Here is a 17,849-nt window from a genome sequence, read left to right as displayed (position 1 = left end):
GGGCGCGTCGCGTACGTCGAGGACCTGGTAGGCGAGGGTGAGGGTGAGGGGACCGACGTCCGGGCGGCAAAGGTGTTCGGCGTCCTGGGTCTTGCCGCGCTCGGTAGGGCTGCTCCACCGGCGGGCGAACGGGGCGCTGTGCTCGGCGGGGGTGCGGACCGGCTCGCGCAGCCGCGGAGCCTTGGCGCCGGAACCCGGTCACGTGGCGGAGGTTGGCGCCGGAACCCGTCGCGTGGCGGAGCCTTGGCGCCGGAACCCGTCGCGTGGCGGAGGTTGGCGCCGCTGGTCTGCTCACCTCCGTTTGCGCGGAGCGCCGCCGGCCGGCTCACTTCCGCTCGCGTGGAGAGGGCAGTGAACGGTGCCCTGGGCGCCGTGGGACGTCGGCGCGCCGTACCGGCCGAGCATGGTCAGTACCGCCTGGTCGGCCGTGTCGTTCGGTCCGCGGTGGACGGTCGACAGCGTCAGAGGGCCGGGCGCTTCTCATGCCACCTTGATGACGGCCTTGCCCGCAGTGTGGCCGTTCTCGACGGTGGCGAGGGCGGCCGGCGCGTCGGAGAGCGGATGGACCGCGGTGATTACGGGTGCGAGGAGTCCGTCGAGGGCCAGCCGGGCCGACCGCTTCAGGTTCTCGCGGTCGAGGCGGCGCTCGACGAGACGCCCACCGAGATCGGGCACAGACATGTCACCCACGGCGATGACGTTGCGGGGATCCCGGGCCAGCGGGGCGACCGTCCGCAACGAGGTGCCTCCGGCCAGGTCGACGATCCCGTCGAAGCCGTCCGGGACCAGCTCGCGTGCCGCGGCGGCGACGTCCTCGGCGGTGTAGTCGATGAACCGCACCCCGATGGCCTCGGCGTGCTCGCGTTTGGCGGTACTCCCGGTGCCGATCACACGCAGCTCGCGCCCGATGGCCAGCCGGGCGACGGCGAGGCCGACCCCGCCCCCGACTCCGTTGACCAGGACCGTGGCACCGGCCGGGAGGCTGAGCTGGTCGAGCACGTCCACCGCGGTGGTCCCGGCCACGGGCAGCGTTGCCGCCACGGTCGCGGACAGACCCTCCGGGATGCGCGCGGTGTTCGGCGCGGACAGCACCGTCGTCTCGGCGTAGGTGCCGCCACCGGTGAGTGCGAAGCCGAAGACCGCGTCACCCACCTCGAGCCCGTTGACGTCCTCGCCCCGGGCGAGAACGGTTCCGGCTGCCTCCATGCCCAGTACGCGGGGGAACGGACGCCCGCCGTCGAGCCCGTCGACCAGACCCGAGCGCAGAAGGTGGTCGAGGGGATTCACCCCGGCGACGTCGACCCGGATCAGCACCTCGCCGCGACCGGGGACAGGGTCGGGACGATCGAAGAACTCCTGCACCTCGGGCCCGCCATACCTGCCGAAACCCCACGCCTGACCCATCTTGCGCCGCCTCTCGTACGACCGGCCCGGTGATTCCGGGCGGTGGCGCCATCCTCACCTTTGACATTGATGTGAGGGGCAACCGGCTGAGACGCAGATCACAGGATCAGGCCGACCGTGCCACCGGTTTAGGGGCCGTGGACAGCTCCGCCCGGTGCCGGCTGTTGGCCCTGATCAGCACGTCGAGTGCATCCCGGGTCTCGATCAGGTGCGCGATGTCGGCGTCGATCCGGTCGCGCTCGCGCATCATCGCCGTGAACGTCTCCTCGGCGACGCCCAGGTCACCCGGGACGTCCACACACGGCAGCACAGTCGCGATCACCCTGCTGGACATACCCGCGTCGAACAGCTGTTGGATGAGTGACACGCGCTGGACCGCAGCATCGGAGTAGTGACGCTGCCCCGCGTCGGAGCGTGAGCTGGTCAGCAGGCCCTGCTCTTCGTAGTACCGCAGTGAGCGCGGACTCACGCCCGTGCGCTTGGACAACTCGCCTATCCGCATTCCTGGGAGCCTACGCCCGCGTCCTGCAGTCGGACCGCCGTCGAGTCATGGACGCTCGCGGACACCATGGCCGCAGGGTTGTCCTTCCGGTCCCACCACTGAGCACGTTCGTCTGTACACACCCCCGTTGGGACAGCAGCACACGATGGCCCACCCCTGAGTGGACGACTCGCATCGCATCCGCAGAACATCCGGTCAGGATCCCGGATCCGGCGTCTTTATCGTCCAGCCTGAAGAAGGCCACGACGTTGCCGGGCTCGGTTCCCTGGTACCGGTCTGGTGAGTCGGCACATACAGAGGCGTTGCCGAAGGCACGGTGAGCACGGCGAGTCCGGCCCGTCCTGGATGAGCCAAGGCACGGGCCGCGCCCGCCGCCGCGCCGGGGGTGCTGTCGGTGGCGGCTGCGAGGCTGGACGGCGATGAGCAACTGCTGAACGGACGGGTCTACGGCACGGAACACGGCAACCCGAACCCCGGCCCGCACCCGCACCGGACCCACGCCGAACTGGTCGGCGGACCGCTGGACGGCCTGCTGCTGGACATCCACGGATGGCGGACCGTGGAAGTCGACGACGGGGTGGCCCTGACCGCCGGCTCAGACGGTTCCCCGGCGGCCGCGCCCTGTACGACCCGCGCCCCGGCGAACCCCGCACACCCGGCCCGGGAGTGAGCTGCCGCTTCTACTGCTCCGGCCGCAGGCCCGGACCGCAGGCCCGGACCGCAGGCCCGGACCGCAGGCCCGGACCGCAGGCCCGGACCACGGTGCGGTCGCCCCGAGCACGGCAGGTCAGGAGTCGCCGATGTCGCCGAAGCCGCGCAGCATCGGCGTCAGCTCCTGAGCGCGCCCGCACGGCGTGCACAGCCGCGTCCCCGAGTTCTCCGCCACACCACCTTCCACGTGTGCTCCAGTTGGACGCCCTGGTCAGGACGTTCCTCAAGCGACTGCGCACACACGAGCCGTCCTGCCGTACCCGACTCCGTCCACATGCCCCTCGGGCGCGCGACGACCGCCGGGCCCGGCCCTCTCGTCGGAGGGCCGGGCCCTACGTGTGCGGCATCGTCAGCGGGTGCTGCGATCGGTGAGAGGGCCGGGCCTGCAGGCGGTCACGTCACCAGCGGCATGATGACCCCGTCCAACAGCGCGATGCACAGCGTCATGAAGCTGAGGGCCGCGATGCTGCCCCAGCCGATCGACTTGTCCACCGGGGCCTTGATCAGGCGGGCGATACCGAATCCGATGAGGCCGGCGAAGGCGGAGAACAGGACGCACATGCCCAGCACGAGCATCAGGATCACGAGCACGTGGGTTGTCACGCCGCACCTCGCTGGGCGCGGCGGCGGGCGCCGGCCTTGTGGAGCTGCTCGGGAGTCCAGATGCGCCACTCCCGGGCCGCGCCGTACAGCGCCTTGCGCAAGCGTGTCTTGCGCATCCATACGGCCGCGTGGGGCAGGCGCAGCCCGTCCGCGATGCCGGTGTCCGTGAACCTCTCGATGACCATGCCGATGACAGCCTGGGTAAGCGGGGGCTGCTCGCTCAGTAACTCCTCGACGTTGGTGCTGAGGGCGGCGGCCTCGGACTCGGAGAGGTGGGCCAGACCCGCGACGGCGGTGGCCGGCAGGCCACCGATCATGCTCAGGGCGGGGGCGGCCAGGGGAAAAATCAGCAAGGTCACGGTGGTGCCTTCTGGTAGCTGGTTGGGTGGTCGTGACTCATTGAGGCACCAAGGGACTGTTCGGTGGGGCGTCCCGAACGACAGCGAACGACAGCGAATACCCAGGACACGAAGGCCGGGGTCACAGAAGGCGATGCAAAGGAGGGGCGGGGTGGGGGCGGATGCGGATGCGGTGGAGGAGTTCGCCGCGTGGATGCGCACGCTGCACCGGGAGGCGAAGAAGCCCAGCTACACCGAGATCGTGCGCCGTATCCGCGCTGCGGACCCCCACGCGAGCATCGTGGTGAGCACGATCTCCGAGACCCTCAACGGCAAACGTCTGCCGCGCTGGACGACGGTCGAACCCATCGCCCGTGCCCTGGGCGGAACAGCCGCCGTCCAGGAATGCCTGAACCGGTGGAAACGAGCCGACGCAGCCCGCACCACCACCGCACCACCCCCACCCGCCGCGCCCGGGCGGGCAGTGGCCGCTGACCCACCGTCCGGCCCCGGCCAGGACACCACCGACCCCGATACCGTGCCGAAGACGGCACCACCGGCCACGCCCCAGCCGGACAGGCCGCCCCGCAGGAAGCCGCTCCTGGCGGGGACGGCGGGTACGGCCGCCGCCGTGGGCCTGGCCCTGGCAGCCTGGCTGACCCCTTCTTTCTGGGACGGGAAAGACGAAACCCCCACCGGCCGCACCCCGGGCAGCACGGCCTCTGACGACACCCCCGCCACGCCCGGCCCTGGCTCCGGTCCTGCGGGAAGAGCACCGACCGCCGGCGCATCGAGTGCTTCCCCGGAGGAGGAGGCGATTCCGGAGGCCTTCAGAGCGGGCACGCACCGAGCCGAGCTCGTCGCGACGGAGGGGGAGTCGTGGTCGACTCCTGACGGCAGGGTCTCCATCACCGTGCCCGGCGCCTCAACCGCGGGAGACATCCAGGTGCTGGTCATCACGCCGTCGACGTCATGCCCGGAGGTCAGCCTGGCGATGGGCGAGGCCCTCGTCATCCCGGAGACCCCCGGCCCCTCCTGGACACGGATCACTCCCGTGCGGGCATGGATAAAGGAAACCCCTGCCGTGGGAGCCGAGTTCCCCGACATCCACGTCAGACTCCAGGTCGACCAGGGCACCGGGCCCGTCCCTCGCGGCAAGCGCTGCGGGCAGTGAACCCGGCACGCGGCACTGCCGCCGAACTCCGCTGGCCGTCCGGGGAGGCTCGTGTGCCTGCACCAGTCAGCCGGCGCTCCGTGCCGGGGCGGGCTTGCGGGCGAGCAGCGCGCCCAGCGCGATCATTGACAGGCCGAGCACGAGATGGAGCCAGTTGTCGGCGGTGTTGAGCGGGACGAAGTTCGCGGCGCTGTCGTGGTCGATGATCAGCCCGTACAGCCACAAGACCAGGTAGATGGCGCCGCCCGCCAGGAGGTACAGCCGTGCTTGCGCCGCGGTGCGCGCCAGTGCCAGCCCGGCGACGCCGAAGGCCAGATGCACGAGGTTGTGCAGGATGGACACCTGGAAGATGCCCAGCAGCTTGGCCTCGGAGTGGTGCGCGGCGAACTCCATGGTGTCGTAATTCGTGGTGATGCCTGGGATGAAGCCGAGGACTCCGACCAGGAGGAAGACCGCGCCCACGACCAGGGCGGCCTGCTGTACCGGGGTTCGGGCAGTGTGGACGGCACGTGCATGTGTGGACATGGCAACTCCCTGTTCAGGCTCTGAGGCAGGCCCCGGCTGCCCGGTCCGCCATAGCTCTCCTCGAGTGCCCTTGGCCGTCGCTGACATGTCTCATCAGCCACTGGGCGTCCATGCCACTGGGCGTCCATCAGGCGCAGGCGCTGTGGCTGCTGATCACTTCCCATCCGTTCCGCGAGGGGGCAGGCCATCAGGGTGGGCCGCGGAGCGGGCCCGCTCCCACATGGCGGGGATCTGCCACACGCATCATCCCGCAGATCGCCGCCGGACGGCAGCCAGCCCCAGCAGCTGGCCCGCACCCGGAGCCGGCACTACACCGCCTTCACCCTGGTCGCCCACACCCGGCTGGCCGCGATCGGCCAGCACGTGGGCGCGGACCTGTGGGCTACGAGGGCCCGGACGGACAGAGCCTGTTCCAGGCCGTCGACTACCTGCTCCCTGCCGCCACCGGGGCCGCCGCCTGGCCGGTGCGGCCACCGGGGCCGCCGCCTGGCCGCACCCGGAACTGGAGTTCCACCGCTACGCCGCGACCGACGTCGTCCACGCAGCCGCCGGCGCGGGGGACAGCCGGGCCCGTAAGGCCCTCGCTTCCTCGGAAGCGCCGCCGGGAGGCGACCTGCGGCTGCTGCGCCCGGCGCCGGAGCAGCTGGACTCGATCGCCGGATGAGCGTCGGGGCCCGCCGTCCGGGCCCCGAACCTTGTCACTGGCTGCGCACCACCACACCGTCCAGCAACGCCCGCAGGTCGCGGGCCGGCCGGGCGGGAGCCCGGATCCGGTCGAGCTCCGACAGCGCCGAGGCCCTGCACCGCCGCGCCACGGCGAGCGCCGCCGCGCGTCCCCCCGCTTCCTCGGCCAGCTCCGCCGCCCTGGCCACGTCCCCGCCCGCTTCGAGCAGAACGGCGAGACGACGGGCGGCGGAGCAGCCGCTCTCCAGGGCAGACACCACCGGCAGGGTCTTCTTCCGCTCGCGCAGGTCCCCGTGCACCGGCTTGCCGGTGACGTCGGGATCGCCCCACGTGCCCAGCACGTCGTCCGCGATCTGGAAGGCGACCCCCGCCTGCCGGCCGGCCCGGTCGAGGCCGGCCACCACGGCGGGGGACGCGCCGGCGATCAGCGCCCCCAGGGCCAGCGAACAGCCCAGCAGCGAACCGGTCTTGCTCTCGGCCATGTGCCGGTACTCCGTGCTCCGCACGCGGCGTGGCCCGGTCCACGGGCGCCCCGCGAACAGCAGGTCGTCGGCCTGTCCGCGCACCAGGTCGCCCAGCGCCGCCGACAGCAGCCGTACGCCCTCGATCCCGCCGACGGACGTGGCGAGGGTGTCGACGGCGAGCGCGAAGAGGGCGTCGCCGGCGAGGACGGCGGGGCCGGTCCCGTACGCCCGCCAGACGGCGGGACGGCTCCGCCGCACCGGGTCGCCGTCCATGATGTCGTCGTGCAGGAGCGAGAAGGTGTGCACCAGTTCCACCGCGACGGCGGCGGGCACCCCTGTCTCCGGGGGCGCTCCGGCGATCTCCGCACCGAGCACGGCCAGTGCCTGCCGTAGGCCCTTGCCACCGGGGGCGGTGACCGGCGCGCCGCCCACGTCGCACCAGCCGAAGGAGTAGGCGGCCATCTCACCGACCCAGGGGTGCAGCCGGCCGACGGCCTCCCGCAACGCCGGCCGGGTCAGCCGCGCGCACCGGTCGACGATCTGGGCCGGTGCCGCCGGTACGGCCGTCACCGTCACGCGGAGACCTCCCCGTCCGGGGCGAACTCCGCCTGGGCCCGGGCGACCATCTCCCGGGCGTGCCGCAGTCCGATCCGCTCGGTCAGACGGGCGAGTTCGGCGAGTTCGGCCGCCGTCGCGGCGCGGTCACAGCCCAGTCGGGCCAGTGCCTTGGCCAGCCCGAGCCGGGCCAGCGTCTCACCGCGCGGCTCGGTCATCTCACGGAACTCCGCCAGCGCGTCCCGGTACAGGTCACGCGCCTCGGCGTAGCGCCCGGCGCGGTAGAGGACGTTGCCCCGCATCTTGAGGTTGTAGGCGAGAGCGCTCTTCAGTTTCATCTCCCTGCACGTGGCCTCGGCCTGCGACAGCAGGGACAGGGCCCGCTCGGTGTCGCCGTCGCGTACGGAGACGACGTCGGCGAGGCCGCGCAGGGCCCAGGCGTGCCCGCGCCGGTCGTCGGCGCGGGCGGATATCTCGGCCGCCTCGGCGAACAGTGCGTGGGCGCTGTCGTACTGGCCGGTGTTGCGCCGCATCTGGGCAATGCCCTCCAGCGCCCAGACGGTGTGGCGGGCCTCCCCGCGCTTGCGGGCCTCGTCGAGCAGTTGCTCGTGCAGCCGGCCCACGGCCTCGTAGTCCCCCTGGATGCGGCCGGTCTCGGCGAGACCCGCCAGCGAGTACCCGCGGACGACGACGTCCCCCGCCTGCTCGCCGAGCTCGGCGGCGAGTGCGAGCAGCCGGCGGGCCAGCGGGAACGCGCCTCGCTGGCGGGCCAGGGTGCCGCCGCTCCAGAGCGCCCAGGCCATGCCCGCGAGGTCTCCGGCCTCCCGGGCCGTGCGGTAACTCGCCTTCCAGGCCCGCTCGGCCTCGCGTACCTGCCCGAGGCGCCGGTGCGCTTCGGCGACCGCCAGGCCCGTGCGCGCCGCCTCGGCGGTCCGCCCGGCCCGTACGGCCTCCTGCATCTGCTCGGTGCCGGCCGCGAGCACGTCCGCCAGCGGTGCGTTGACGGACAGGGTGGTGAGGGCGCCCTGGTACTCCGGGGCGAATGCCTTGCCGTACATCGAAGCCTTTCCGTTCGGTGGCCCGGACCCCCTGTATGCACATCACGTATACATCGGGTGTATAGTCCGGCGGCCGTCAACCCTTCTACTGAGGGAGGGGAGAGAGGGCTGCAGCCCGTTCGTCGTCCGTCAAGACGGAGGATCTCCGTCCGGGGTTGCCTCCACTGATCAACGAAAGGCGCGACGACACCGAGCGCACACACCAACCGGGCGGGGCTCCTCCGCGAGCGAGGAGGCCCACCGACCGCCCTCCTGCCTCAGCTGAAGCTTCCCCTTGCTTCGGGACACCTGGAGACTGGCACGTGAGATTCCAGAGCTAGTAGCGCCAGTGGGAAGCAAGAGCAACCGCAGCAAGCGGTACACGGAGGAACGCCCTCGCCGACCACCCCCTGCGTACGCAGCATGTACGCTTCACAGCCGGCGCAGCGGCTGTGCCTGGGCAGCGGAGCCCGTTCGCCTCACGTCCAGCGCATGCCGATGGCGGAGAGCTGCTCGTGTCCAGGAGCAGTGTTTGTGATCAGGGGCGGGTGCTCTGGCCTGGGTTGATCAGTTTTGGTGTGTGGTCATGGTCAGACGGTGCTGGTGCTTCGGTAGCCGTGGCGAGCGTGCAAGCTGGTCCTGGCTTGTGGGTCTGACCTGCAGGTTTGTCAGGTAGCGGGCCGTGGTGTTCAGGTCGTGTCATCTCTACTGCGCCCGGTGCATTTCCGCCGATCGTTGGTATGCGGCGGTGCTTGGACGAGCGGCCCGCTTTTTGGGGGCCGGGACATGGCCAGCGGGCTTGGGGGGACATGTGACCTGGCAGGTCAGTGGTTCGTTATGTCGAGGCGACGCGGCGTGGGCCTGGTGCACGTACGGCGGGCAGGTCGTCTTTGTCCTGGTCGCCGGTGAGTGCGTCGGCTGGCAGGCGACGGTAGTGGTGCACAGAGCGGCTACCTGCTCGGGGTCGACGTCTACGGCGGCGACGAGGGCGACTAGGAGTTGTCCGGGCGATCATGTGACCGCCTCGTACCTGGTCGTTGTTGTGGGCATGGGGCGGGGTGATCTGACGGATGCCGAGTGGGAACGGCTGCGGCCGTTCCTGCCGGTGAGCAATGGACGTTGTGGCCGGTGGCGGGATCATCGGCAGGTGATCGACGGGATCCTGCACCGGGTGCGGACCGGGGTGCAGTGGCGGGATCTTCCCGAGCGCTTCGGCCCGTGGAAGACCGTGTATGAACGCCACCGGCTGTGGTCGGCCGACGGGACGTGGGAGCGTCTGCTGCAGCAGGTCCAGGCCGCCGCCGACGCCGCGGGCGAGATCGACTGGGACGTCTCGGTGGACTCCACCATCGTGCGGGCCCATCAGCACGCGGCCGGTGCCCGGACCGGACCGCCGCCGGCACCCGCGTCAAAGGGGGCCGACGCGGTAGAACACCAGGGCGAAACACCGTGGCAGAGCCTGCTCGCCCGGCTGGTGGAGGTGGTGCGGGAGGTGAGGGCCTGGGCCGCTCGCGGGGCGGGTTCACCAGCAAACTCCACCTGAGCGCGGACGGCCGCTGCCGCCCGCTGTCCCTGGTCGTCACCGGCGGGCAGCGGGCGGACTGCACCCAGTTTCAAACGGTGTCGGAAAAGATCCGCGTTCCGCGGGTCGGTCCGGGCCGGCCGCGCACGAAGCCCGACAGCCTCGCGGCCGACAAGGGCTACAGCAGCGGCCCCTGTCGCAAGTACCTGCGGCGCCGTGGTATCCGGCACTCGCTCCCGGAGAAGACTGACAGCCAGGCCGCCCGCCTGCGCAAAGGTTCGCGCGGCGGACGGCCACCCGGCTTCGACGAGGAGCGCTACAAGAAGCGCAACACCGTCGAACGAGCGATCAACAGGCTGAAGCAGTCCCGGGCCGTGGCGACCCGCTATGACAAGCGCGGCTACGTCTTCCTCGGCACCGCCACCACTGCGGCTCTGCTTATCTGGCTTCGGAGTTGAGTCCCGACTTCACAAAGCAACTGGCCGATACGCCAGGGCCTGATCGACCACTTCATCAGCCGAAAGCTCCCGCTCCGGCGGCCAGAAGATCAAGTCCCTGGCATGTCCGGACGGACATGCCAGGGCTCTGTCCAGCCTGTCCAGCCAGCCGTCCGCCTCGTCGTCCGAGGCGTAGTCCGCGTCCATGATCCGCTGCACGAGCGCGACCACCTCCGCGCGACTCATCTCCCCAGCACTCATCACGTCCCTCCGCCGAGCCACCCCAACGAGATCCTTGATCGCCCGGACAACTCCTAGCCGGAAAGGCGGGTCTCCATGCGCGCAACCACGGACACCACCGCCCCGGCCCCGGAGGGCCGCGGCCTCCAGTCGCCTGCCTACGGCGCCCCCTCCCCGGCCCCGCTGGCCCGCGCGGACCGCGGCTTCGCCCGGTTCCCCGGTCAGCACGACGAGGACCAGGACGACGGAGCCGACGGCGGCGAGGACCCCCAGCGATGACCGCCGACCACCCTCACGACGCTCCCGGCATCGAGGCCCGCCATGCACACCAGCGCCCACACGGTCCTGTACGACCCCGACGGGCTGATCGAGGCGGAACTCCCGCTCGACCGTGAGCCGTACGAGTGCCTCGTCAAGGCCGTCCTCGCGTGGACTGGCCAGGACACGCTCACGACCCGTGACTTGGAGCAGGTCGGCCTCCAGGTCACCGGCCACGCCCGCGCCGTCGCCGCCGACGTCCGTCGCCGCGCCGACCAGCTGCCCAAGGACAGCGGCACCAAGGCGCTCGCCGACGTCGTCCTGCGCGAGGCAGAAGGCCGGCTGTCCGTGCCGATCGAGGGCACCGTGCGCTGCGTCCCGAACCGCGCCCGTCTCGTGCGCGCCCTCTACGAACGCCTGGACCGCCTGGAGGCCGCGCGCCCCCAGGCCGTGTGACCACTCCCTCCTCACCAGGCACGACCACGGGCCCAGATAGGAGGACTGGCACCCCCCAGTATGTGTTTCCCTTGACCGCCTTCGGTCACGGCGATGTCTGCCGGACGTTCCGGGAGTCGGGTCCTCAAGCGAGGTATTCGGCGAGCTCCTTTTCGAGGGCGGCCTTGGGTCTGGCGCCAGTGATGGTCTTGACGAGCTCTCCGCCCTTGTAGACGTTCACGGTCGGGATCGAGATGACGTTGTACGCAGCGGCGGTCTCCTGGTTCTGGTCAACGTCCAGCTTCACCACGACGATCTCGCTGTGCTCGGCGACGATTGCCTCCAAGACCGGCGTGAGCTGCCGGCACGGGCCGCACCAGGTGGCCCAGGAGTCGACAACGACGGGCTCGTCGCTCCTCAGGACACCTCTGCGAAGTCGGCGTCGGTCACCTGCGTCAGTTCCATGAAAGGCCCTTCTCGGGGTGGGCAGACGGGCACCCGTGATGTCCGCATAGGGGGTATCGCGCTTGTGTATGCATCATGCCGCGTGCGCCCGAAGTGCTGTCGCTGCCACAGCACGTACCCACGCCAAAGGCGTACTGCGGCTTGCTCGCAAAGTGCGCTTCATCAAATTCGAGGCTCAAGAACACGCTTTCAGCACGTCGGGGGCGGGGAGGAGGCCGGTGTGGCGGGCCCACCGGAAGGCCGCGGCGGGCACCTTCAGGCGCTTGGCGGTCTGGCCCGCATACGGGAAGGAAAATCACCCGCCCGGGCGCCGTCGGCATCCCGGACCGGACCGCCGTGGTGGTGCCGACCACAGGCCCGACCAAGAGGCCGACCGGTCCGGCGCGACCCCGACCACGGTGTCCTGTGCCATCGAAATTTGAGCGCGTGCCATCGTAGTTTGAGTGGCGCAGGTCACGAGAGGCGGCAGGTGCGGTCGTGGCAGTGGGCGGACGAGCCCACGAGAGTCACCTTCAGGGCAGTGTCGAGTGTGCTTCCTCTGGCCTTGTGGGAATAGACCGGCGGGTATGGGCAGGCCAGAGGCCCAATGCTCGACCCAGGGACATGTGCCACCGCGCCGCCACGTGAGACCACCCGATCGGCAATTTTGCCATAGCAGCAAGGCGCCTTCGCGAGTTGGCACGGTTACGCGGACGCTGGTTCTCGAGCGCCCCTAACTGCATTGGGGTAGGTACGAGAGGGCAACGATGACCAGCAGTGACATAGCCGCACCCGCTGCGAGCCGACCCGACGAGCAGGACTCCGAGTCGTCCGCCTGCTTGGCCGCTGTGCGCCAAGTCGCCAATCGGTTCACCAGGACATACGGCCTGACGCAGGTGGACCCCGAGTTCGACCTGCTCTTCGCCGAGACCGTGGAGGTCTGGCACAGCTTCGATCACGAGACCGTGTCACTTCCCGGCGATGAGTTCGCGGGTGCGATGCTGCGGATGCTCCGTGCGACCGCCGACCTCGTGAGGAACCACGCCGACCGCATCTGGTCCCTCCACGTCGACCACCACGGCTTCGCTCTGGCCGCCACCGCTTCGGGCGAATTGGAGAACGGCACCCCGGTGCGCATTTCACGCTGCCTCCAGGTGACGGTCCACGAGGGGCGCATCACGCGCATCTGCGAGTTCGGCGACCGACAGCAGCGCCTGCCGCTGGATGAAGCCCTGCGTGCCGCAGGCCGTTTCCGCAGCTGACACCCCCACCACCCCAACATCGTCAGGAGTCATCATGGACGTCTTTCTCACAGGTGCCGGCGGCTATATCGGCGGAGCTGTAGCCCGCCGTCTGATCCGCGAGGGGCACACGGTGCGCGGCTTGACCCGCACGCCCGGCGTGGTCGATGCTCTCGCCGCCGCCGGCATCACACCGGTCGTCGGGGACCTCGACGACGCGGCGTTGCTCAAGCGAGAGGCCGACCGCGCCGACGCGGTCATCAATGCCGCTCACAGCGACCACCGCGGCGCTGTGGCCGCCTTCGTCGACGCCCTGCGGGGTTCGGGCAAGGTGTTGATCCACACCAGCGGGACCAGCGTCATCGGTGACGACGCCCAGGGCCAGTACGAATCCGAGGTGGTCTTCGACGACGCGAAGCCTTTCAGCCCGGGGGACCACGAGATCCGGCGGGCCCGGTACGTCATCGACCGCTCCGTCGTCGATGCCGGTGCAGCGGGAGTGCGTTCGGTGGTGCTGTGCAACTCACTGATCTACGGCAACGGCACGGGACCGCGCCCACAGACCGTGCTGATTCCGCCGCTGGTCACACAGGCCCAGGCCAGCAAGACCGTCCGCGTCGTCGGACGCGGCCTGAACCGCTGGTCGACAGTGCACCTCGATGACATGGCCGACCTGTACCACCTGGCGCTCACCGACCCCGCGGCCACGGGCCTCTACTTCGTGGAGGGCGGTGAGGACGCCTCGCTCGCCGATATCGGTGAGGCGATCGCCCATCGGCTGGGTCTGGGGCCGGTGGAGCCGTGGGATCTGGATTCCGCTGCGGCCGCGTGGGGGGGAGGGTTTCTCCCGGTACGCCCTCGGCGCCAACAGCCGCGTACGTGCCACCCGGGCTCACAACCTCGGCTGGCGCCCCTCACGCCCATCGATCACGAACTGGATTGAGCAGGAAATGCCCTTGCCGTGAGGCGGTCGGCGCGGCGGTGGTGTGGTGGCGCGGTTGAGGGTAGGGCCGGGTGATCGCTGTCAGGGCTTGACCAGCGCGATCAATCCTCGATCACGCGAACTCGCGTCCGTCAAGGTTCGATGGCACGCGGTCAAAGTTCGGTGACACGGGACACACGGCTCCAGTCGGGGCGTGTCCGATGTGACACCGAATTCGAACAAGCGATCTAATGCGGGTGTGGACGTGACCGACTTCCCCGACGACCTGGTGCAGACGCAAGCCGCCTGGAGCGCCACCTACCAAGCACTCGCCGCACCCCGCCCCCGCGACACCACCGCCCTGCGACACCGCCTGCTGCTCCTGTCCGTACGGCTGTGGTGGCACCCCTACTGGGAGGCTCAAAGGCCACCTGAGGAGCAGCCGCTGACCATCTAGAACACGCCGTCGTTCCGTCGGCAGCCAGGAAAAGCACGTCCACGGACTCAACATCAGTCCGCCCGGCCTTCTCCGTGTCCCGCCCCGAACTCTGCACACCAAGCTCAACGGCTTGTCGGCTCATCGGGTAAATGGGCACAGCCCTCTGGTGCGAGGAGGTGCTTCCACGCCCGACCTGCCGCCGCGCCGACGGCGGCCTGCTCGCCGACGGATCGACTCGGAGGGCGCTTCCAGGGCCAAACCGGCGGGACCTACGTCCAGCGCATCCCGATCGCGGACAGCAGCTCCACCCTCTCCGGTGACAGCGTCGCGGCCCGGCTGCGCTGGTTCCCGACCCATGCCCCTAGCCGAAGCTGTCGTTCCTCCTGGTCCTGGCCGTCCTCGCGGCCGCCCGCCTCCCCGTCCCCGTTGCCGACGATGATCCGTTCGATGTGTTTGCGGGGTACGCGAAGGTGCCCTTCGCGTTGATAGAACTGGCGGGCGGCCGCGTAGTTGAGGGCCCATTTGTCGGCCTGCGAGGTGCGCGGTTTGGGTTTCTCGTTCTCGGTGGCGGGTTGGATGCCGAGGATGTGTTCGCACATCCACTGCTGGACGCCTGTGAGCTTGTCCCAGCCCAGGCGCTGGGCGCGTACCCACCGTCCGAGGTCTTCGCCCTGGTGCACGACGGCACCTGGCTCGGTGGGCAGCCTGCCGCCGGCCTCCAGATGTTGCCGGGTGAGGTGGAAGGCGCGCTGCCATTCCACGGGCCAGGCCGGGCACCAGGAGGGGTCGATGTCCTCCAGCTGTTCGCGGCGCTCCTGCAACAGGGCGCCGGCCGCCGACTGAACCGGGAGCCCTTCGGCACGCCGCTGCTCGTTCTCGGCAGCTTTCCGGGCGGCGGCTCGCGCGTTCTTCAGAAAGATGCCCACGCGGTAGCCCTGGTAGGTGGCGTCGAGTGGGGCCAGAAGGTGGCCCGTCTCCGCCGCCCACCCTCGCACGGCGGCCAGGCCCTCCTCCCAGGCGACGTCGAAGTGTGACCAGACCATGCCCAGCTTCTCCAGCTGCTGGACGCGGCCGGTGTCCATGTCGCCGCGGGCGTAGAAGCGCCTGGCGTCGGCGATCCATTGCCCCAGCGGGAAGGAGGCGAGGGAGGCCGGCCATCCCTCGGCTTCCGCTTCTCGGGCGCTGCGGTCGGGGACGCGGTAGGTGAAGGGGACTTTCAGGTTGCCGTGGAGTCGGTGGTAGATGGTGGCGGCTTCGATGCCGCGTCGCCAGTGCTGGTGTTCGGGGTTGAGGACGCGCAGGTTGATGAAGGCGGCCAACTGGGCGGGGTCGCAGGGGGTGCTGAATTTCAGCAGTTCTCTGGCCGGAACTGACAGCCCACGGTCGCTTCGGTCGCTCGCGACTTCGTCTTCCTGGGGCCCGCTGCGGCTCTGTACGCCCCTGACACGGCTTGCCGCCTGCTGCTGCGCCAGAGCCTCCACGACCCGGGCGTCGTGCGCCCTGAGCGCCTCCAGCAGCTTCGCCAGGCCACCGAATGCCCGCGAGGTGAGCATGTTGTCCGCCGTCTCACCCGGCCCGAGCAGGACCGGCACCACGAGCGAGGCGATCTTCCCCTCGCCGGGCTGCATCCGTAGCGCCCGGCCGACGGCCTGGACGAGGTCGGGCATGGAGCCGCGTACGTCGGCGAAGTACACAGAGTCACAGTTGCGGGTGTCGACGCCTTCGCCCAGGACTTTCACGGATCCCAGGTAGCCCTTCTCGACGATCGTGCCGTCCGTGGCGATCCCGTCGGCGAACTCCGTCAGAACCCGCCGCCGGTGCCCCGGCTTGTGATCGCCGCACAGCCAGTTGGCCCAGATCGTCCTGGGGTACAGCTCCGGATCAGAGGCGTGCAGCTGCGCGGCGACGTCGGCAAGGCCGGCCGCGAAAGCCTCGGCCTCGCGGACGACATGGTGGAACACGAGCGTGCGCCGAAAGCCTTCCTCGGCCGACGCCTTCACCAGCGCGGTCTGCAGCGCCGCGAGCCGCGCCCCGCGCACCTGCTCGGAGCGCGAGTCTTCGCCCAGGAGTTGGGCGGCCTGGAGCTGGGTGTCGGTGATGTCCACACACACCACCTGGTAGGGGGCACAGATTCCCCTGTCGATGGCGTCCGAGAGCGTCAAAGTATACGCCCTGCTGCCGAACGGCCCGTCCGGATCGTCTTCCATCGAGGCCACCAGCTCGCCCCGTGCGCCCTGCTGCTCCTGATCTTCGTCGAGCTGCCACAGCCGGGGGGTGGCGGTCATGTAGAGGCGGCGGAGGGCGGGGATGCGTGTGTTGTCGTGGACGACTGCCCACGGCTTCCCGATCCGGCCCGAACACCGGTGGGCCTCGTCCACGACGATCAGGTCCCACCCCGGAAGGCCGGCGGCGTGGGCCCGTTCCAGTGTGCCCAGCCCGAGGGAGGCGTACGTGGCGAACACCGTGACCTTGTCGAACGGCTGCGCCCAGTCGACCAGCTCGTCCACGTCCGTGGTGTTGGAGAAGCCCGCCTCCTCACCTCGCAGGGAGGAGACCCCGATCATCGGCCCGGTGCGGCCTGTCTCGCGCCACGCGGCTTCGGTTTGGGCAAGCAGGTCGAGGGAGGGTACGAGCACCAGCACTCGGCCCGCTCGGAGCTCCTCGGCGCTCCGGGCGGCCACGAGGGTCTTGCCAGTTCCGGTCGCCATGATCACCTGAGTGCGGAGCCCGCACGGACGTACAGTCGATCGTGCAGGCAATTCGAGTGCCCGGAGTACCGCGTCCACGGCTTCCCGCTGATGGGGACGGAGGTTTTTCATCGCCATTTCAGTCTGCCTTCTCCTGCAAGCTGAACGAAGGGCTGCACATGGCGAGGAGCGACAACGCGCACCCAGACAACGCAAGATGGACTGCGCCCTTCGTCGAGAAACCAGGCTCACCTTCCTGATCCAGAACGGAAGGTCACGCTGGGAGCGCCTCCTGATGCTCACAGACCTGGAGCCATCTGATTCCAGAGTCTATCGCGCTCTTAAAACGAAGCCTGCTTCTTCATGAACCCACATCAGCCCTGGCGAATCAGCACTGAGCCGATGGGTACTCCCTTTCTCTTGGGTACTCCCTTTCTCTCATTGTCCGCCTTGCCTTGGAGTCGCCACGACACAGAAGACTGAAGACGAGATGGGCAACCGGTTCTGCAAAGCGTGTGGCACGCCGGCCGAAGACGGGAAGCTGTGCAAGCACTGCGGCACCGTTCTGGACTTCCCCGACGAGGCAGGTCTGGTCGAAGACCAAGGCGCGGCAGTGCGACGCGATTTCGAGGGCCGGACCGGGCCCCGAGACCAAGGGTGACCAGACCAGAGGTACGCGTACCGTGCCCGCCTTCCCCTCCTTGCTGCCAGTCTCGGGACGCGCGAAGCGCGACTTGGACCCCCTCCGCTCATGTCTGCGGGGGCGAAGCCGGGGCATACGGGCTTCACCCCCCTGAGAGGAGTTCGTTTCATGGTTGGCATAGTCGCGGCGGTGTTGTTCTTCGTTGCGTTTTTGATCAACGCGGCGGACATCAGTACCAACGATGTGTTCTCTTCGACGAACGTCGTGTTGCTGGGGCTGATGTGTCTGGCTCTGCATATGGCCGGGGTCGGGACCGGCTGGGCCCGCAGACGTTGACCCTTGTTCTGCGCATCTGGTGAAGGGCTGTCACTAGATGCGCAGAACATCAGGCGAGCCCCACCCCTCGCTTGTAGCCAGCTGGCCCGCGTCAGCGGGCCGAGAGGTCCTGGAGGCGCAGCCGGAGGGACCGTTAGGCGGGGGAGCGCAGCGGACCCGCCGGCCTGGCTGGAGCGAAGCGGAAGCCTGGTAGCGGGACGCAGTCCCGCCAGTCCGGGAGCGTAGCGAACGGACTGTCAATCCCGGTG

General features: G+C 69.8%; 18 protein-coding genes and 3 pseudogenes. 10 read left to right on the top strand and 11 right to left on the bottom strand.

Going from position 1 to position 17,849, the window contains the following annotated elements:
• The 3 genes and pseudogenes from FGW31_RS36035 to FGW31_RS00110 all read right to left on the bottom strand — a co-directional run.
• A pseudogene (locus FGW31_RS36035) lies at nt 1-171 on the bottom strand (transcriptional regulator); the annotation flags it as partial.
• 309 nt (nt 172-480) lie between these two features.
• Entirely contained in the window at nt 481-1,404 is a 924-nt protein-coding gene (locus FGW31_RS00115) for an NADP-dependent oxidoreductase (protein ID WP_142191201.1), read from the bottom strand.
• A gap of 106 nt (nt 1,405-1,510) precedes the next feature.
• The gene (locus tag FGW31_RS00110; RefSeq protein WP_142191200.1) at nt 1,511-1,906 is read right to left on the bottom strand and encodes a MerR family transcriptional regulator; all 396 of its coding nucleotides are present in this window, start codon (nt 1,904-1,906) and stop codon (nt 1,511-1,513) included.
• 409 nt (nt 1,907-2,315) lie between these two features.
• Here FGW31_RS00110 and FGW31_RS00105 point away from each other — a divergent pair.
• Nucleotides 2,316-2,608: pseudogene (locus tag FGW31_RS00105) on the top strand (hypothetical protein); the annotation flags it as partial.
• Between the two features lie 402 nt (nt 2,609-3,010).
• Here the strand turns inward: FGW31_RS00105 and FGW31_RS00100 are convergent.
• Together FGW31_RS00100 and FGW31_RS00095 are read right to left on the bottom strand one after the other, a co-directional pair.
• Nucleotides 3,011-3,220, bottom strand: a complete 210-nt coding sequence (locus FGW31_RS00100) for a hypothetical protein (protein ID WP_142191199.1) — start codon at nt 3,218-3,220, stop codon at nt 3,011-3,013.
• On the bottom strand, nt 3,217-3,579 hold the full coding sequence (locus tag FGW31_RS00095) for a hypothetical protein (RefSeq protein ID WP_142191198.1): 363 nt from the start codon (nt 3,577-3,579) through the stop codon (nt 3,217-3,219). Before FGW31_RS00095 ends, FGW31_RS00100 begins: the two co-directional genes overlap by 4 nt.
• A 151-nt stretch (nt 3,580-3,730) precedes the next feature.
• On the opposite strand from FGW31_RS00095, the gene FGW31_RS00090 reads away from it, so the two are divergent.
• A complete protein-coding gene (locus tag FGW31_RS00090; protein ID WP_233452274.1) occupies nt 3,731-4,732 on the top strand; it encodes an XRE family transcriptional regulator in 1,002 nt (333 codons plus the stop codon).
• 66 nt (nt 4,733-4,798) lie between these two features.
• Here the strand turns inward: FGW31_RS00090 and FGW31_RS00085 are convergent, their stop codons facing one another.
• Nucleotides 4,799-5,257 (bottom strand): DUF4383 domain-containing protein, encoded by a 459-nt coding sequence (locus FGW31_RS00085; protein WP_142191196.1) that lies wholly within the window; start codon nt 5,255-5,257, stop codon nt 4,799-4,801.
• Nucleotides 5,258-5,449: 192 nt separating this feature from the next.
• On the opposite strand from FGW31_RS00085, the gene FGW31_RS00080 reads away from it, so the two are divergent.
• Nucleotides 5,450-5,833, top strand: coding sequence for an alginate lyase family protein (locus FGW31_RS00080; RefSeq protein WP_373303400.1), 384 nt, complete (start codon nt 5,450-5,452; stop codon nt 5,831-5,833).
• 122 nt (nt 5,834-5,955) lie between these two features.
• Here the strand turns inward: FGW31_RS00080 and FGW31_RS00075 are convergent, their stop codons facing one another.
• Nucleotides 5,956-6,975 (bottom strand): polyprenyl synthetase family protein, encoded by a 1,020-nt coding sequence (locus tag FGW31_RS00075; protein WP_233452276.1) that lies wholly within the window; start codon nt 6,973-6,975, stop codon nt 5,956-5,958.
• Nucleotides 6,976-6,977: 2 nt separating this feature from the next.
• Nucleotides 6,978-8,018 (bottom strand): tetratricopeptide repeat protein, encoded by a 1,041-nt coding sequence (locus FGW31_RS00070; RefSeq protein ID WP_142191195.1) that lies wholly within the window; start codon nt 8,016-8,018, stop codon nt 6,978-6,980.
• 1,027 nt (nt 8,019-9,045) lie between these two features.
• Between FGW31_RS00070 and FGW31_RS00065 the strand changes: the two genes are divergently transcribed.
• Nucleotides 9,046-9,977, top strand: a protein-coding gene (locus tag FGW31_RS00065; RefSeq protein ID WP_373303402.1) for an IS5 family transposase whose coding sequence is annotated in 2 segments (ribosomal slippage) — nt 9,046-9,381 and nt 9,384-9,977 — 930 coding nt in all. Because the reading frame shifts where the segments join, the coding sequence is not laid out codon by codon here.
• 9 nt (nt 9,978-9,986) lie between these two features.
• On the opposite strand, the gene FGW31_RS00060 is transcribed toward FGW31_RS00065, so the two are convergent.
• Nucleotides 9,987-10,217 (bottom strand): bacteriocin immunity protein, encoded by a 231-nt coding sequence (locus FGW31_RS00060; RefSeq protein WP_142191194.1) that lies wholly within the window; start codon nt 10,215-10,217, stop codon nt 9,987-9,989.
• Nucleotides 10,218-10,292: 75 nt separating this feature from the next.
• Between FGW31_RS00060 and FGW31_RS00055 the strand changes: the two genes are divergently transcribed.
• Nucleotides 10,293-10,475, top strand: a complete 183-nt coding sequence (locus FGW31_RS00055) for a hypothetical protein (RefSeq protein ID WP_142191193.1) — start codon at nt 10,293-10,295, stop codon at nt 10,473-10,475.
• 42 nt (nt 10,476-10,517) lie between these two features.
• The gene (locus FGW31_RS00050) at nt 10,518-10,910 is read left to right on the top strand and encodes a restriction endonuclease (RefSeq protein WP_142191192.1); all 393 of its coding nucleotides are present in this window, start codon (nt 10,518-10,520) and stop codon (nt 10,908-10,910) included.
• Between the two features lie 124 nt (nt 10,911-11,034).
• Here FGW31_RS00050 and trxA read toward each other — a convergent pair.
• Nucleotides 11,035-11,354: pseudogene (trxA, locus tag FGW31_RS00045) on the bottom strand (thioredoxin).
• A 746-nt stretch (nt 11,355-12,100) separates the two neighbouring features.
• On the opposite strand from trxA, the gene FGW31_RS00040 reads away from it, so the two are divergent.
• The 3 genes from FGW31_RS00040 to FGW31_RS00030 all read left to right on the top strand — a co-directional run bounded on the left by FGW31_RS00040 (nt 12,101) and on the right by FGW31_RS00030 (nt 13,953).
• Nucleotides 12,101-12,595: a hypothetical protein gene (locus FGW31_RS00040; protein WP_142191190.1), complete on the top strand. Its 495-nt coding sequence runs from the start codon at nt 12,101-12,103 to the stop codon at nt 12,593-12,595.
• 34 nt (nt 12,596-12,629) lie between these two features.
• The gene (locus tag FGW31_RS00035) at nt 12,630-13,517 is read left to right on the top strand and encodes an NAD-dependent epimerase/dehydratase family protein (protein WP_220450347.1); all 888 of its coding nucleotides are present in this window, start codon (nt 12,630-12,632) and stop codon (nt 13,515-13,517) included.
• A gap of 238 nt (nt 13,518-13,755) precedes the next feature.
• Complete coding sequence (locus FGW31_RS00030) at nt 13,756-13,953, top strand: hypothetical protein (RefSeq protein ID WP_142191189.1); 198 nt, start codon at nt 13,756-13,758, stop codon at nt 13,951-13,953.
• A 251-nt stretch (nt 13,954-14,204) separates the two neighbouring features.
• Here FGW31_RS00030 and FGW31_RS00025 read toward each other — a convergent pair whose 3' ends face one another.
• Nucleotides 14,205-16,760, bottom strand: coding sequence for a DEAD/DEAH box helicase (locus FGW31_RS00025; RefSeq protein WP_233452272.1), 2,556 nt, complete (start codon nt 16,758-16,760; stop codon nt 14,205-14,207).
• A 673-nt stretch (nt 16,761-17,433) separates the two neighbouring features.
• Between FGW31_RS00025 and FGW31_RS34835 the strand changes: the two genes are divergently transcribed.
• Nucleotides 17,434-17,601 (top strand): hypothetical protein, encoded by a 168-nt coding sequence (locus tag FGW31_RS34835; RefSeq protein ID WP_182675132.1) that lies wholly within the window; start codon nt 17,434-17,436, stop codon nt 17,599-17,601.
• The last annotated feature ends 248 nt before the right edge of the window (nt 17,602-17,849 follow it).

The organism is Streptomyces calvus (assembly GCF_006782915.1).
GTDB lineage: Bacteria > Actinomycetota > Actinomycetes > Streptomycetales > Streptomycetaceae > Streptomyces > Streptomyces calvus.
The sequence above is the reverse complement of the archived record's forward strand: the minus strand, read 5'-3'. Positions and strand labels throughout refer to the sequence as shown.